At 69.9% G+C, this 15,951-nt stretch carries 14 protein-coding genes; 6 read left to right on the forward strand and 8 right to left on the reverse strand.

The genetic code is table 11. The annotated features are described in order from the left end of the window. Positions 1-53 precede the first annotated feature (53 nt). Positions 54-491: a MarR family winged helix-turn-helix transcriptional regulator gene (locus DY262_RS03025; protein ID WP_116957558.1), complete on the forward strand. Its 438-nt coding sequence runs from the start codon at positions 54-56 to the stop codon at positions 489-491. A gap of 7 nt (positions 492-498) precedes the next feature. Here DY262_RS03025 and queG read toward each other — a convergent pair whose 3' ends face one another. After that, complete coding sequence (queG, locus tag DY262_RS03030) at positions 499-1,575, reverse strand: tRNA epoxyqueuosine(34) reductase QueG (RefSeq protein WP_425459281.1); 1,077 nt, start codon at positions 1,573-1,575, stop codon at positions 499-501. A gap of 9 nt (positions 1,576-1,584) precedes the next feature. On the opposite strand from queG, the gene tsaE reads away from it, so the two are divergent. From tsaE to DY262_RS21540, 5 genes are all read left to right on the forward strand, one after another. After that, positions 1,585-2,112 (forward strand): tRNA (adenosine(37)-N6)-threonylcarbamoyltransferase complex ATPase subunit type 1 TsaE, encoded by a 528-nt coding sequence (gene tsaE, locus DY262_RS03035; protein WP_116957478.1) that lies wholly within the window; start codon positions 1,585-1,587, stop codon positions 2,110-2,112. An 8-nt stretch (positions 2,113-2,120) separates the two neighbouring features. Next, the gene (locus DY262_RS03040) at positions 2,121-3,548 is read left to right on the forward strand and encodes an N-acetylmuramoyl-L-alanine amidase (RefSeq protein WP_245980770.1); all 1,428 of its coding nucleotides are present in this window, start codon (positions 2,121-2,123) and stop codon (positions 3,546-3,548) included. Between the two features lie 17 nt (positions 3,549-3,565). Beyond that, entirely contained in the window at positions 3,566-3,799 is a 234-nt protein-coding gene (locus DY262_RS03045) for a DUF167 domain-containing protein (protein WP_116957480.1), read from the forward strand. A gap of 237 nt (positions 3,800-4,036) precedes the next feature. Next, on the forward strand, positions 4,037-5,218 hold the full coding sequence (locus DY262_RS21535) for a hypothetical protein (RefSeq protein WP_147326165.1): 1,182 nt from the start codon (positions 4,037-4,039) through the stop codon (positions 5,216-5,218). Positions 5,219-5,650: 432 nt separating this feature from the next. Next, the gene (locus DY262_RS21540; RefSeq protein WP_147326166.1) at positions 5,651-6,826 is read left to right on the forward strand and encodes a S1 family peptidase; all 1,176 of its coding nucleotides are present in this window, start codon (positions 5,651-5,653) and stop codon (positions 6,824-6,826) included. 74 nt (positions 6,827-6,900) lie between these two features. Here DY262_RS21540 and DY262_RS03050 read toward each other — a convergent pair whose 3' ends face one another. The 7 genes from DY262_RS03050 to DY262_RS03080 all read right to left on the reverse strand — a co-directional run bounded on the left by DY262_RS03050 (position 6,901) and on the right by DY262_RS03080 (position 15,897). Next, entirely contained in the window at positions 6,901-7,323 is a 423-nt protein-coding gene (locus DY262_RS03050) for a universal stress protein (RefSeq protein WP_116957481.1), read from the reverse strand. Positions 7,324-7,370: 47 nt separating this feature from the next. After that, positions 7,371-10,022, reverse strand: coding sequence for a cation-translocating P-type ATPase (locus DY262_RS03055; RefSeq protein ID WP_116957482.1), 2,652 nt, complete (start codon positions 10,020-10,022; stop codon positions 7,371-7,373). Continuing rightward, entirely contained in the window at positions 10,019-10,489 is a 471-nt protein-coding gene (locus DY262_RS03060) for an SRPBCC family protein (protein ID WP_116957483.1), read from the reverse strand. Before DY262_RS03060 ends, DY262_RS03055 begins: the two co-directional genes overlap by 4 nt. Continuing rightward, positions 10,486-10,833: an ArsR/SmtB family transcription factor gene (locus tag DY262_RS03065; RefSeq protein WP_116957484.1), complete on the reverse strand. Its 348-nt coding sequence runs from the start codon at positions 10,831-10,833 to the stop codon at positions 10,486-10,488. Before DY262_RS03065 ends, DY262_RS03060 begins: the two co-directional genes overlap by 4 nt. A gap of 1 nt (position 10,834) precedes the next feature. After that, positions 10,835-11,524, reverse strand: coding sequence for a glutathione S-transferase family protein (locus tag DY262_RS03070; RefSeq protein WP_116957485.1), 690 nt, complete (start codon positions 11,522-11,524; stop codon positions 10,835-10,837). A gap of 109 nt (positions 11,525-11,633) precedes the next feature. Then, positions 11,634-14,789: an efflux RND transporter permease subunit gene (locus DY262_RS03075; RefSeq protein ID WP_116957486.1), complete on the reverse strand. Its 3,156-nt coding sequence runs from the start codon at positions 14,787-14,789 to the stop codon at positions 11,634-11,636. 19 nt (positions 14,790-14,808) lie between these two features. Next, positions 14,809-15,897, reverse strand: a complete 1,089-nt coding sequence (locus tag DY262_RS03080; RefSeq protein ID WP_116957487.1) for an efflux RND transporter periplasmic adaptor subunit — start codon at positions 15,895-15,897, stop codon at positions 14,809-14,811. Positions 15,898-15,951 lie beyond the last annotated feature (54 nt).

A 15,951-nucleotide genomic window follows, 5' to 3' on the forward strand; every position in this document is an offset into this window, starting at 1 on the left:
AATAACAACGATCATTCCCCGAACTGGTTGACCACATCAACCATGTGGACATCATGACCCGCCCCACGACCACCGATGTGACCGACCGGCTGCACGCCGTCATGCACGGCCTTCGCCGCCACCTGCAGCAGGCCCTGCGCGAGGACGCCGAGGGCCTGAACCCGATGGAGGCCCGCTGCCTCAACTACTTCGCGCTCCACGAGGGCCACACCCAGAGCGACCTGGTGCAGCACGCCGGGCGTGACAAGGCGCAGATCGCGCGCCTGGTGAAGGGCCTTCACGAACGCGGCCTGCTGCAGGGCCAGGCCGACCCGGCCGATGGCCGCGTCCAGCGCCTGCGCCTGACCCCCGCCGGCCAGGCCCTGCAGCGCCGCCTGCAGCAGCACCGCGCCCGCTTCGAGAAGGCCCTGACGGCCGGACTCAGCGCGCAGGAGCGCGCCACCCTGCTCGCCCTGCTCGACCGGCTGCAAGACAACCTGCCGGGTGGCTGACCCCTTATCAGCCCTGCGCCAGCGCCCAGGCCACGTGTTCGCGCACCAGCGCGCTGGGGTCCTCGGCGCGCGCCCGCAAGGCCCGCCGCACGGCCTCGTCCCCGGTGGCCCGCAGCGCGTTGCCCAGGCCCACCGCCAGGTTGCGCAGCCAGCGCTCGTGCCCGATGCGGCGGATCGCGCTGCCCTCGGTGCGGCGCAGGAACTCGTCCTCGCCCCAGGCGAACAGCTCGATCAGCGTGGCGCCGCCCAGGCCCTCGCGCGGATCGAAGTCCGGCAGCGGCGAGCGCTGGGCGTACTTGTTCCAGGGGCAGGCCAGCTGGCAGTCGTCGCAGCCATAGATGCGATTGGCCATGGCCGGGCGAAGCTCGACCGGGATGGGCCCGGCGTGCTCGATGGTGAGGTAGCTGATGCAGCGCCGCGCGTCCACGCGGCGCGGACCGGTGATGGCCTGGGTGGGGCAGACGTCGATGCAGGCGCTGCAGCTGCCGCAGTGCTCCGTCACCGGCTCGCAGGGGGGCAGGGCCAGGTCCACGTAGATCTCGCCGAGGAAGAACATGGAGCCCGCCTCGCGGTGCAGCGTCAGCGTGTGCTTGCCGCGCCAGCCGATGCCGCTGCGCGCCGCCAGCTCCACCTCCAGCACGGGGGCGGAGTCGGTGAACACGCGGTGGCCGAATGGGCCGACGGCCCCCGCGAGGCGCTCGGACAGCCGCTGCAGGCGCGATCGCAACACCTTGTGGTAGTCCCGCCCCCGCGCGTAGAGCGAGACGATGGCCTCGCCGGGGCGCTGCAGGCGGGCCCATTCCTGTGCCACCCAGTCGGGTGCCGCGTCGCGCGGCAGGTAGTCCATGCGCGCGGTGATCACGCTCAGCGTGCCGGGCACCAGCTCGGCCGGGCGGGCGCGCTTGAGGCCGTGCGCGGCCATGTAGGCCATCTCACCGTGGCATCCAGCCGACAACCAGGCCATCAATCCCGGTTCTGCGGCGCTCAGATCCACCCCGGCCACCCCGATTTGGGAGAATCCAAGCTGTCGTCCCCAAGCACGCAACTGCGAGACGAGTTGAGCAGCATCCAACACAGCCTTCATGGGGCGCCGATGGTAGCAACGGCGCCCGCCACCTGGCAGGGCCGCTGGGCCCACGAGGCCGACACCCAGGCCTTCGCCCAGCGCCTGGCCCTGTGCCCCGCCGTCGCCCACGCCACCCTGGCCCTGCACGGCGACCTCGGCGCCGGCAAGACCACCTTCGTGCGCCACCTGCTGCGCGCGCTCGGCGTCAGCGGCCGCATCAAGAGCCCCACCTACGCCGTGGTCGAGCCGCACAGCGCCATCGACTGCCCCCTCATGCCGCCGGGCGAGGCGCTGTCCATCTGGCACTTCGACTTCTACCGCTTCAGCGACCCGCGCGAATGGGAAGAAGCGGGCTTTCGGGAACTGTTCGCCAGTCCCGGCCTCAAGCTCGTCGAATGGCCCGAACGCGCCGCGGGCTTCCTGCCCCCCATCGACCTGGACCTGTACATCACGCCCGACCCGATGAACACCGACCCCGAGCACGACGACGCGCGCCAGGTGCGCGCCGAGGCCCGAACCTCCGCCGGCCAGCTGCTGCTGGCCGCAGTCCAATGACGGGACCGATGAATCACCCCCCCCTGCCCCGCCGCAGGCTGCTGCAGGCCGGCACCCTGGTGCTGCTGCTGGGCACCGCGCACCTCGCCCGCGGCGCCAAGGTCGTGGCCGTGCGCATGTGGCCGGCCGAGGACTACACGCGCGTCACCATCGAAAGCGACGCGGTGCTCAAGACCAACTCCTTCATGGTCAACGACCCGCCGCGCCTGGCGGTGGACATCGAGGGCGTGGACCTGCTGCCCGGCCTGCGTGAGCTGGTGGGCCAGCTCAAGTCCGACGACCCCAACATCGCCGGCCTGCGCGTGGCCCAGAACGCGCCCAACGTGGTGCGCCTGGTGATCGACCTCAAGCACCCGATCAAGCCGCAGATCTTCAACCTGCAGCCCGTGGCGGCCTACCAGCACCGCCTGGTGTTCGACCTCTACCCCAGCGCCCCGCCCGACCCGCTGCTGCAGCTGGTGGAGCAGCAGTCCCAGGCCGACAAGGCCGCCAGCGAGCGCGCCGCGCGCCTGCTGGGCAAGGAAACCGAGGGCCTGGCCCGCACCCAGCCCGACCCGCTGGGCGATCTGATCGCGCGCAGCCAGCGCGGCGAGGCGCCGCCGCCCGAAACCCCGGCCGACACCCCGTCCACTCCACCGCCCGTGGCCAAGGCCCCGCTGCCGCCTGGCCCGAGCAAGCAACGCCCCGGTGGGGGCGCCAGGCAGGCCCCCACCGAACGCCTCATCATCGTGGCGCTCGACCCCGGCCACGGCGGTGAAGACCCCGGCGCCATCGGCCCCAAGGGCACGCAGGAAAAGCAGGTGGTGCTGCAGATCGCGCGCAAGCTGCGCGACCGCATCAACGCCACCACCGTCAACGGCAACCCCATGCGCGCCTTCATGACGCGCGACGCCGACTTCTTCGTGCCGCTGCAGATCCGCGTGGCCAAGGCCCAGCGCGTGCGCGCCGACCTGTTCATCAGCATCCACGCCGACGCCTTCTACAACGCCCGGCCTCAGGGCGCCAGCGTCTACGCGCTGAGCACGCGCGGCGCCAGTTCGGCCGCGGCGCGCTGGATCGCCGACAAGGAGAACAAGGCCGACCTGGTGGGAGGCCTGAACGTGCGCGCCAAGGACGCCACCATCCAGCGCGCCTTGCTCGACATGAGCACCACGGCCCAGATCAACGACAGCCGCAAGATCGGCACCAAGCTGCTGGGCGAGGTGGGCCGCCTGGGCAAGCTGCACAAGCCCCAGGTGGAGCACGCCAACTTCGCCGTGCTGCGCGCGCCCGACATCCCCAGCGTGCTGGTGGAAACCGCCTTCATCAGCAACCCCGACGAGGAACGCCGCCTGCGCGACCCGAAGTACCAGGACGACCTGGCCGACGCCCTGCTGCGCGGCATCGTGAAGTACTTCGAGGCCAACCCACCGCTGGCGCGCAACCGCACGATCTGAACGGAGCGGCCAGGCCCGTGGCGACTCGCATCATCGAGGTGCAGGTGAAGCCCAACGCGCGCGTGAGCGAGCTGGTGGACAACGGCGACGGCACCTGGACCGCCCGCCTGAAGTCGCCGCCGGTGGATGGCAAGGCCAACGAGGAGCTGATCGCGCTGGTGGCCAGGCGCTTCGGCTGCGCCAAGGCCGAGGTGGGCATCAAGACGGGCGCGTCGGGAAGGAAGAAGCGCCTGGTCGTTCAAGAGAAATAGACGCCACTGCCGGGCCGAGTGGGCCACCTCGACGCCGCTCGTCGACGCAGGCGACTCATCCTCAAAGCGTGGGATGTTCGCTACAAACTGTTTCCGACAGAATTTTCCGCAGATTTCATGGCGCCACGCTCCCTCCAACCGAGTGGCGCTCCGCGACACGGACTGAATATTCGCTGCTTTCTGTCGCCAACAGAGCCGCAGCGACGCCGACAGTGTGTGATCCCAGGAGAGACATCCATGATGCCTAGTCGCACCGTGTGCGCGTTTGCTTTGTCGTCCATCTTGCTGGTCGGCTGCAGCGCCAGCAAACCCGGGTTCGTGGTTCGTGATTGGTCCACGAATCTGCGCGAACTTGGCATATATCCCATGTTCCCGCCACGCGAAGACGTCTGCGTGGGCGACCTGTTCGTCAGCCCGGTCAGCGCCGACCCACAGAAGCCGCTGTCCGATCCCACGGGATATGTGCCGATCGGATCGTTTCACGCCCATGTGAACATGAAAGCCGAACTGGACCGGCACTACGCTGAACGCAATCGATTCCCCGCCCGCACCGTCGAGACGGCTTCCGGCAACACATCGAGCGGCATGCCAGTGCCATCGGCAGGCTGCAATGGCGGGCGGACCGGTGATCTCTTGAGGCAGGTCGCCTTTCCCTTGTTTGTCCGTGCCCAGGTGAACTCCGCTCAGCTGGGTGCCTACCTGCCGCCGGATGTATATGCCGTCGCGGTCCGCGCTGGCGCGTCGTCCGCGAGAAGCGCCACGGTTTCTGTGTCCGCGGGTGAAAGCTATGGACTTCCAGCAAGGGTCGCGCTTGAACCCTTCGCCAGGCACTGGGTCATGATGTCGCAAGAACCCCAGGCGACGACAAAAATCAATCCGATCGAACTCGCGTGGCTGCGTTTCGCGGCCGCCGGCAACCAGGATGCCTCCCAGCGGCTGGTTGATCTCACGCTGGTGACGGAGCTGTACGTCGTTCGAACATTCGACGTTTCACTTCATGCCTCGGATCAGGCCGGCGCAGCGATCGACGTCGCCCCAGCATCGGGGGCGCCCGCGACACCCACCGCGACGAGCGCTTCGGACGGCGCCAACGGCCCGGCCAACAAAGACACCTCGACACCCGCCAGTGCCTCGTCCGCCGCCCAAGCACTGCGCGATGCTTCGCTGGCGCAGTGGAGATCCGTGCCCAGCCAGCCCGCACCGGGCGTCACCGCCCAGGTGTTGGCCGCCTCCACTGGCGATGTGGCCCTGCGCGCAACCTATGAGCGCCCTATCGCCATTGGCTACCGCGGTATCCGGTGGCGGGTTAACCTTGAAACAGGTGAGATGTCGCGGTCACCCCCACCTGGGGAAGCCAACTTCCATCAGCCGCAGTCCGTACCCAAAACCATCGACCCGGCGCCGAGTCCGGCATCCTAGGCGCGCGAGGTGTCCATGCGACCACCTGATTTCCGGCCCTGGGCGATCACCGCCGCGCTGATGGTCCTTGCCTCGGCCAGCCATGCCTTGCCGCGGTGCCCTCCCCAGACAGCAGCAAGCCTCGGCACCTCCCCGCCCAGCGCCGACGCTGTTGCCGCGGCCCTTGCATCGGCAATCGCCGCTGCCATGAAGCCACCTACCAGCGAAACCTCGTCCATCGCCTTGCGGGGGTATTCGGGCCGGATCGGGTCGGACAGAGGATCGCCGGGCCCATGGGCCCCGCCCAGTGAATTCCCGTTGGTCCTGGGTGACGCCGCGGGTACCCGCGGGCCATTCGGCACTGGCGTGACCCGGCAGGTGTGGCCGGATCGCAGCGAATGGACCACTGGCGCGAGGCCCTCGACCGCCGCGCCCCCCTATGAGCCAGGACGCGTGGCCGAACGGTTGCGCGGCGTGGCAGCGCTCGATCCCTGGTTGACGGCCCGCGTCAGTAGCGACGAAAACCAGTGGTTTCGGGTACTGGGGTCGAGGACCATCAAGGACTCCATTTGGGTGCAAACACCCATAGGCTTGAAAAAGAAGATCGGCGACGCGGGCTGCACCAACTGCCAGACCGGTGGAGGAACCGCGGTGCCCGAGGGCGGACTGGGCGGGGCACCTGGTGGTGAATTGGTGGCGGGCGGCCGCATGCCCGATGGGGCGCCTTGCTGGCGGCCGGCCGAGGATGTCGACTGGCGGATCGATGCCACTCACAACACGACGAACCTCTTGTACGACCCCACAGGCTTTCGCGAAGTCGGCGTTCTTGCATTCAAAAGCGGTGGCATCGAAATCGTCAAACACTGCACGTTTGTTCGCGTGTCGCCAACGTATATCGTGACCGCGGCCCACTGCGTAGCGGCAAGCGACCGTCGGGAAGGCAAAGTGTTGGCGTCCGAACCGCTCATGAACGGATTGCTGGCCCTGATTCCGTCAGACGCCGCGGCACAAGCGAACACGCCACGCTCGCGCGATCTCATGAGGTGTTGGACGCACGCGAATGATTGCGGCTATCACGTCGGCTTTCCGCAAGGAGAGGTCGTATTTCATCCGGACGTGGCCTGGGCAGATGCCAAGGGCATCGGCGCCGCCTTTCCCGTTCCCGACCTTGCCGTCGTCAAGGTGCGTTTTCCTGCCGACACCCCTTCTCGTTTTGCCCGGCTCCCATCCAAGCCATCGGTCCCAGGTTTGATCACCACACTCGGATTCGGGCTCACCGACCGGCGAGAGATTGCGGACGACGGCAACCCCATCGTTGGATGGAGCCACCACGACGGCCCCACCGCCTTGGACGGAGGCTTGGTCTACATAGCACCAACCAAAGGGCGAAGGACCCGAAGCTGCTTCGGTGATTCCGGGGGAGCTGTCTACGGCCATGGGCAGAACGGTTCGCCCAACGAAGCCCCACGCGAGCTGATTGCCATCGTTTCAGGCGCGCAAGGCATGGCGCAGGGCCTACCGCCGGTGGATCAATGCCTGAATGCGCCCCTCGGCCGCGCGCAGACCCTCGCTCCCTTGCGTGCATGGCTTTGCGAAGCGACCCGTCAGGAAGCTCTCGGGTGCAGCTGAACCGTTCTCGGGGTCGCTTGCATTCCCCCATGGGATGAGCAGGTGAAGCCCAGGCGGGGCCTGAGACTCAACAGCTAGCGCACCAGCAGCACCGGCGTGCGGCACAAGGACATCACCTTCGTCGCCACCGACCCCATCACCAGCCCGGCCATCGCGCCATGGCCGTGGGTGCCCATCATGACCAGATCGAACCGGCGCTCGCTGGCGAACTTGGCGATGGTCGATCCGGGGGAACCGACCCGGTGGACAAAGGCGACACCCTGCAAATGCCGATTCAGGAACGTCCGTATCGGCCTGAGCACCGTCTCGGCGTCGTCGCGGTACAGGGCCTGCACCTGCGGCTTGCCCACAAAGGCCGCCGCGCGGTGGGGAATCGCCGGCACGCAATGCAGCACCGTGTAGCGGTGCTGCGGGCCCAGCCATTCGTCGTGGGCCGCGATGAAGGCCAGCAAACGCTTGGTGCAAGCGCTGCCATCGGCCGCGATCAGGATCTTCACGCATGAACCTCCTACCCCGACAACCATAGCAGCTGCGCCGGGCGCCGTCACCCCGGTGGCCCGACACCTTGTCCGGCACGGGGGGCGGGCGGGCCCGGGTCGGGCGCTCGCCGGCGCACCCACTTGATCACCTCGAACCAGACCACGCTCGCCAGGCCACCAGCCACGGCCGCGGCCAGTTCGAGCGGGGCCAGCGGCGCGAAACGCAGCACGCCCGCCGCCCAGGGCAGGTACAGCGCCAGCGCCTGCAGCGCCAGCCCCGCGCCGATGACCCACCACAGCGTGCGGTTCGGGGTGCGCAGGGAGGCCCACAACGAGCCGCTGGCGGAGCGGTTCGACAGGATGAGCGCGAGATTGCCGGTCACCAGCGTTGCGAACGCGAAAGCCCGCGCCTGCTCCTCCGCCATCGACCCACGGGCCCAGGCGAAGGCCAGCAGGACCGCGGCCAGCACGCCCAGGCCTTGCAGCAGCGCGAGCCACAGCGTCGCCCCACCGAACAGCGGCGCCTCGGGCCGCCGAGGGGGGCGCTGCATCACCCGGCGCTCGGCCGGCTCGTTCTCGAACGCCAGGGAACAGGCCGGGTCGATGACCAGTTCGAGCAGCGCGATGTGCATCGGATACAGCAGCGCCGGCCAGCCCAGCAGCCCCGGCAGCAGGGCCATGCCCGCGATCGGCACATGCACCGCGAGGATGTACGACATGGCCTTGCGCAGGTTGTCGAAGATGCGGCGCCCGAGCCGCACCGCGCGCACGATGGCCGCGAAGTTGTCGTCGACCAGCACCAAAGACGCCGACTCGCGCGCCACGTCGGTGCCGCGCCCGCCCATGGCCACGCCGACATGCGCCGCCCGCAGCGCGGGCGCGTCGTTCACGCCGTCGCCGGTCATCGCCACGACCTCGCCGCGTGCCTTGAGCGCCTGGACGATGCGCAGCTTCTGTTCGGGGGCAATGCGCGCGCACACGCTGACCTCGGCCATGCGCTCACGCAAGGCCTGGTCGCTGAGCGTGGCGATCTCATCGCCCGACAGCACGCCCGCGCCGCCGTCGGCCAGGCCGGCCTGGCGGGCGATGGCGCGCGCCGTCACCGGGTAGTCGCCGGTGATCATCACCACACGGATGCCGGCGGCACGGCACTCGGCCACGGCGGCCGGCACCTCGGCCCGCACCGGATCGGCCAGCCCGAGCAAGCCCACGAACTCGAAGTCGAAGCCGTGCTCGTGGGTGGGCAGTTCGTGCCCGGCCACCACACCGCGGGCCGCCGCCAGCACGCGCAGCCCCTGGGCGGCCAGCGCATCGACCGCGGCGGCGATGCGCTGCCTGTCCGCCGGGCCCAGGTGGCACAGGTCGACGACCGCTTCCGGCGCGCCCTTGGCCACCACCGTGCGGGCACCGTCGCTGCCATCGGCCCAGACGTGGGACATGGCGCGCAGCGCCGGCGTCAGGGCATAGGTCTGCACCAAGCGCCAGTCCCGGTGCAGGTGCTCGGTGTGGGCGAGGAAGCGCTGGCCCAGGCGGTGGAAGGCCTTCTCCATCGGGTCGAAGGGATCGATCTCGCTGGCCAGAATCGCCACCTCGACCAGGCCGTGGAAAGCCTCCGGCAGCTCGCCGTCGGCCAGCGGGTCCAGCACCAGGCGCTCGCTGACCGCGGGTCCGCCCGCCACCAGGTGCGTCACCGTCATGCGGTTCTCGGTCAGGGTGCCGGTCTTGTCGGCGCACAACACCGTGGTGGCCCCGAGCGTTTCGATCGCGGTGAGCCGCCGCGTCAGCACGCCCTCCTTCGACAGGCGGCGCGCCCCGAGGGCGGGAAACACGGTCAGCACCACGGGGTACTCCTCGGGCAGCATGGCCATGGCCAGCGCGATGCCGGCGAGCAGCGCCTGCAGCCAGTCGCCCTTGGACGCGCCCAGGATGAGCACCAGCGCCAGGCTGAACAGCAAGGCCAGCAGGGCCAGGCGACGCACCAGCCGGTCCGTCTGCCGCTGCAGCGGGGTCCGCTCGCTGGCCAGCGTGCCCAGCGCCTCGCCAATGCGGCCAATCGCGCTGCGCGCGCCGGTCGCCGCGACGCGCGCCATCGCGTGCCCCTGCACGATCAGCGTGCCGGCGTACACCATCGGCTGGTCGTCGCCACCGGGGGCGGTGCGCGCCGACGCGGGCGCGTCGGGATCGGCCCCTTCTTCGGCACGGGCCTGGCGCTTGCCGACCGGCACGGATTCGCCCGTGAGCAGCGACTCATCGACCTGCACGCTGTCGGCCGTCAGCAGCCAGGCGTCGGCGGGGACGCGGTCGCCCTCGCTGAGCACCAGGAGGTCGCCGCGCACCACCTCGCGGCCCGCGATGCGCTGCGGCTGCCCGTCGCGGATGACCAGCGCGCGCGGGCTGGTGAGCTCGCGCAGCGCCTCGATGGCGCGCTCCGTGCGGCCCTCCTGGTACAGGGTCAGCGCCAGCGTGACGACCACGAAGCCCAGGAGCGTCAGGCCCTCCTGCAGATTGCCGAGCGCCAGGTACAGCAGGCCCGCGGCCAGCAGCAACAGGAACATCGGCTCGCGCAAGGTCTCCCGCGCGATCGCCAGCAGGGTGTGGCGCTCACCGCCCGGCAGCGCGTTGGGGCCCTCCTGTGCCAGGCGCCGGGCCGCCTCGGCCGCGGTCAGCCCGGGGGCTTCGGGCGGGGCGTCTTGCGGACTCGCCGGCCGCTGGTTCATGACGCCCGCTCCTGCGGTGACAGCAGCAGCACCAGACGGTCCAGTCCTTCCTGCGTCCCCTGCAGGCGCCGGGCGCGGTCCTCGTGTCCGTCCAGGTACGCCAGCTGTTCCGTATAGACCATGCGCGCGCCTCGGCCCGCCGCGAAGAACTCCACCGTCACCAGCGATACCGACAGCGGCCTGGCGTCGAGCCGGATGTCATAGCCGAACACGATGCGCCGATCGACCACGATGTCGAAGTACACGCGCTCGATGGTCTGCGTCCGTCCGTCGGCATGCACCACGCGATGCGTCTCGTGCCCCATGGGGCGGAAGTCGAACCGCTGTTCGCTGCCGCACTCGCCGTGGCAGTCGGACCAGAGGCGCCGCGCCTGCGGGTCGGCCCAGGCCTGGAACACCGCGCCGGGCGGCACGGCAAAGCGGCGTTCGATGACGAAGTCGGTGTGGGCACTGGGCGGCGTCGTCATGGGCGGGTCTTTTCTTCGCGTGTCTTGAGATAGGCATCCAGCCGGTCGAACTGCGCGTGCAGCATGGCCTTGTGCCGCTCGACCCAGGCCTGCATGGCGTCAAGCGCCGCCGGGTCGGCCTGGTAGGTCCGCACGCGCCCCGACTTGCGGGAGGCGACGAAACCGCCTTGCTCCAGCACCGCCAGGTGCTTCACCGCCGAAGGCAGTGCGATGCCCAGGGGCTCGGCCAACTCGCTCACCGATGCCGGGCCCGATCCCAGCCGGGCGAGCATGTCGCGGCGGGTTGCATCGGACAGCGCGAAAAACAGGCGGTCCAACTGCGCCGGTTCGATGCGCGTGGGCATCTCAGCGCCCCTGCGGCTCGAAGAAGCGCCGCGCCAGGCCGGCGCGCCCCGGGTAGAACTGGAAGAAAGGCCGCGCCTGATCCACGGTGCGCGCCACCGATGGGCGGTCCATGAGGCGTTCAAAGTACGCCGCCAGGCGGGCGTGGTCCTCAGGCAGCGGCACGTAGGTCACCGCGTAGAACAGGGCTGGCGCCGCCGCGCAATCGGCCATGCTGAAGCCATCGGCGGCCACCCACCGGCGGCCCTGCAGGTGCCTGTCGATCAGCGCGTAAGACTTCAGCAGCGCTTCGCGCGCCTGGGCCACGTTCAGCGGGTCGCGTTGGGCCTCGGGGCGCAACAGGTCGGCCGTGAAGGCCTGCATGGGCGTCATCACGTATTGGTCGAACAGACGGTCCCACAGGCGCACCTCGAGCGCCTGCTCGGGATCGGCGGGGATGAGCGCCCGCCCACTCGGTGCATGGCGGCGCTGCAGGTGCTCGATGATGATGCTGGTCTCGGCCATCACCCGGCCCTGGTCCTCCAGCAGCGGCATCTTGCCGAGCGGCCAGAGCGCCAGGAAGGCCTCGCGCTGCGCGGGATCGCCCAGGTTCAGCAGGCGTTTGTCGACCTCGACGCCCAACTCGTCGAGCGCGATCAGCAGCTTGTGGCAGTAGGAGGACAGCGGGTGGTAGTGCAGCGTCGGGTGGGGCATGGCGGCGTCAATAGTTTCCAAAAAAGGAAAGTATTGACGCGGCAAGCCCGGCCCGTCAAGCCCCGCGCCGCATGCATGGCCAGTGCCTGCCGCGGCCACGGCCACGGCATCAGGCCGCCTGCGGTCGTTTCACCCGGAACCAGGCCGCGTACATCGCCGGCAGCGCCAGCAGCGTGAGCACCGTGGCCACGATCAGGCCGCCCATGATGGCCACGGCCATCGGCCCCCAGAACACGCTGCGCGACAGCGGGATCATGGCCAGCACCGCCGCCGCGGCCGTCAGCACGATGGGCCGCATGCGGCGCACGGCGGCTTCCACGATCGCGTCCCAGGCCGGCACGCCGCGCGCGCGGTCCTGCTCGATCTGGTCGATGAGGATCACCGAGTTGCGCTGGATCATGCCCATCAGCGCGATCACGCCCAGCAACGCCACGAAGCCGAACGGCCGGTTGAGCAGCAGCAGGGCACCGGCCACGCCGGCCATGCCCATGGGGCCGGTCAGGAACACCAGCATCGCGCGGCTGAAGCTCTGCAGCTGCACCATGAGCAGCGTGAACACGATGAACAGCATCAGCGGCACGCCCGCGGCGATGGAGGCCGATCCCTTGCTGCTTTCCTCCACCGCGCCGGCCACCTCGATGCGGTAGCCACCCAGGCCTTCGCTCAGCCAGCGGCGCTGGATCTCCTGCAGCCGGGGCTGCAGCTGCACGGTGACGGTGGCGCCCTGCAGACCCTCCACCACGTCGCTCTGCACGGTGATGGCGTATTCGCGGTTCTCGCGCCACATGACGCCCGGCTCCCAGCCGAAGTTCACGCGCACCACCTGCAGCAGGGGCACGGCCTGCCCGCTGGCGGTGGGCAGGTAGGCGTTGGCCAGGTCGGTGATGGTGTCGCGCTCTTCCAGCGGCTGGCGCAGCACGATGTCGATGAGCTCGTCGCCCTCGCGGTACTGGCCGACGGTGCTGCCCACGAGGATGGTGCGCGCCGCCTGCGCGATGCTGGCGCTGCTCACGCCCAGCGCGCGCGCCTTGGCCTGGTCCACCTCCAGGCGGATCTGCTTGACGGCCTCGTTCCAGTTGTCGTTCACGCCGCGCGCGTTGGGGTTGTGCGCCATCGCGCGCTTGACCTCGTCGGCCAGGCCGCGCAGCACCACCGGATCGTCGCCCACCACGCGGAACTGCACGGGATACGGCACCGGCGGCCCGTTGGGCAGCAGCTTCACGCGGGCACGCACCTCGGGAAACTCGGCGGCCAGCAGCGCCGGCAGGTCGCGGCGGATGCGCTCGCGGGCCTTCAGGCCGCCGGGCAGCACGATGAACTGGGCCACGTTGCTCTGCGGAAAGATCTGGTCCAGCGGCAGGTAAAAGCGCGGCACGCCCGAGCCCACCCAGGTGGTCACGGCCTTCACGCCGGGCTCTTTCAGCAAGCGCTGCTCCACGCGCTCGGCCACCTCGTCCATGGCGCGGATGCTGCTGCCCTCCGGCAGCCAGATGTCGACCAGGATCTCGGGCCGGCTCGAGTCGGGGAAGAACTGCTGCTGCACCTGGCCCATGCCCGCCAGGCCCAGCACGAAGGTGAGGACCGTGGCGCCGATGGTCAGCCAGCGGTGCTCGACGCACCAGTCCACGGCGCGGCGGAAGCGCTGGTAGAAGGGGCCGTCGAACACCTCGTGCGGCTCTGCGTCCACCTTGGGCTTGATCTTCAGCAGCTTCACGCCCAGGTAGGGCACGAACAGCACCGCCACCACCCAGGAAACGAGCAGCGCGATCACCGTGACCGCGAAGATGGCGAAGGTGTATTCGCCCGTCACCGACTGGGCCAGGCCGATGGGCAGGAAGCCCGCGGCCGTGATCAGCGTGCCCGTGAGCATGGGCATGGCGGTGGCGTCCCAGGTGAAGGTCGCCGCGCGCACCATGTCGTAGCCCTCCTCCAGCTTTCGCACCATCATCTCGACGGCGATGATGGCGTCGTCCACCAGCAGGCCCAGGGCGATGATGAGCGAGCCCAGCGAGATCTTGTGCAGGCCGATGCCGTAGTGGTTCATCGCCAGAAAGGTGATCGCCAGCACCAGCGGGATGGTGATGAACACCACCAGGCCGGGCCGCATGTCCAGCACGTAGCGGCGCAGGCCCCGGCCGCCGGGGCGCCGGTGCAGGCCCAGCGCCAGGAAGCTCACCGCGAGCACGATCACCACCGCCTCGATCAGCACCTTCACGAACTCGTTGACCGAGGCCGCCACGGCGGCCGGCTGGTCCTGCACCTGCACCAGGTGCATGCCCGCGGGCAGCGTGGGCCCGATGCCCGCCACCGCCGTCTTCAGCGCCTTGCCCAGGGCGATGATGTCGCCGCCCTTGGCCATGGAAATGCCCAACGCGATGCTGTCCTGGCCGTCGTGCCGCACCAGCACCTCGGGCGGGTCGATGGTGCCGCGCGCGATGTCGGCGATGTCGCCCAGCCGGATCGTGCGCCCGCTGGCGGCCGAGCGGATCGGCATCGCGCGCAGCTCATCCACCGAGTTGAAACCGCCGTCCACGCGCACCTGCACCACGTCCAGTGGCGTCTGCACCGCGCCGGCCGAGGCCACGGCGTTCTGCTGGCCCATCTGGTCGAGCACGGCGTTGAGGTTCAGGCCCAGCGTGGCCAGGCGCTTCTGCGAGACCTCCACATAGATCTTCTGGTCCTGCACGCCGAACAGCTCGACCTTGGCCACATCGTTCACGCGCAGCAACTGCTGCCGCACGGCCTCGGCCACGTCCTTGCGCTCGGCATCGGAAAAGCCCTCGCCCTGCAAGGCGTAGATCACGCCGTAGACGTCGCCGAACTCGTCGTTGAAGAAGGGACCGATCACGCCCTGCGGCAGCTCGCCGCGCATGTCGCCCACCTTCTTGCGCACCGTGTACCAGATGTCCTGCACCTCGCCGGGCGGCGAGGCATCGTCCAGCTGCAGAAGGATCAACGCCTCCCCCGGCTTGGTGTAGCTGCGGATCTTGTCGGCGTAGGGCACTTCCTGCAGGGTGCGCTCGATGCGGTCGGCCACCTGTTCAGCCACCTGCGGCGCGGTGGCGCCGGGCCAGAACACGCGCACCACCATGGCACGGAAGGTGAACGGCGGGTCTTCGTCCTGTCCGAGCTGGAAATAGGAGGCGATGCCGAACAGCATCAGCACCACCATGAGGTAGCGTGTGAAAGCCGGGTGATCCAGCGCCCAGCGCGAGAGGTTGAAGCGCGAGAACGGGCCTGTCTGGCCGGGTGGCGTGTCCTGCATGTTGATTCGCCTGAGGCCTTTATTGCGCCACGAAGCGAACGACCTTCTGGCCCGCGCTGAGCACATGGCCGCCGGTGGCCACCACCTCGTCACCCGGCTCCAGGCCGCCCGCGATCACCACGCGGTTGCCGTCGGCGCCGGCCACCTGCACGGGGCGCGGCTGCACGGTGCCCTTGTCCTCGTCGAACACCCACACCACGCTGCCGCGGCGATCGCCCTCGGCCGACTGCATCACCGCCGTGGTGGGCAGGGTGATGGCGGCCTGACCGGTGTGCGCCGTGGCCAGCGTGACGTAGGCGGTGGCGCCCAGCGGCAGTTTCGCGTCGGCCGGCAGCGCCAGCTTCACCTGGTAGGTGCGCGTGGCCGGATCGGCGCTGGCCGCCACCTCACGCACGGTGGCCTCCAGCTCCTTGCCATCGGCATGGGCCCAGGGCCGAACGCGCGCGCGCGTGCCGGGGCGCACCAGGGCCAGCCGGTCCTCCGGCACGGCGAAGACCACGTCGCGCTCGCCGTCCTGCGCCAGCACCACCACCGGGCTGCCGGCCTGTACCACCTGGCCGGGGTCGGCCGGCACGGCCGTCACCACGCCGGGCGCGTCGGCCAGCAGGCGCGCGTAGCCCGCCTGGTTGCCCTGTACCGCGCTGTGCGCGCGTGCCTGGCGCAAGGAGGCCTCGGCCGCCTCCAGCGCGGCCTGGCGCCGGTCGATCTCGGCCTGGCTCACGAAGCCCTGGGCCAGCAGGCCTTTGAAGCGCTCCAGGTCGGCGCGCGCCAGGTCGCGCTGGGTGAGCGCGGCGGTGGCCGCGGCCTGCGCGGCCTGGCCGGACAGCGCCAGGTCCTGCGCGTCCAGCCGCGCCAGCAGCTGACCCGCCTTCACGCGCTGGCCCACCTCGGCCGGGCGCTCCACCAGTTTGCCGCCGACACGAAACCCCAGGCGCGATTCGACCCGGGCACGAACTTCGCCGGCGTATTCGCTGTTGGCGTTCAGCACCGAGGGGCCCACGGTGAGCAGCTTCACGGAGCGCACCGGCTCGGGCGCCGGCTCGGGCCGGGCGCAGGCGGCCAGCGCGGCGGTGCTGGCCAATACGCAGACAATCAGCGTCGTTTTCATGGAATTCCCCCGCGTTCGGGCCGGATGCGGCGCCGGATATTAATGACTGACCGG

The organism is Hydrogenophaga borbori, from assembly GCF_003417535.1.
Taxonomy (GTDB): Bacteria; Pseudomonadota; Gammaproteobacteria; order Burkholderiales; family Burkholderiaceae_C; genus Hydrogenophaga; species Hydrogenophaga borbori.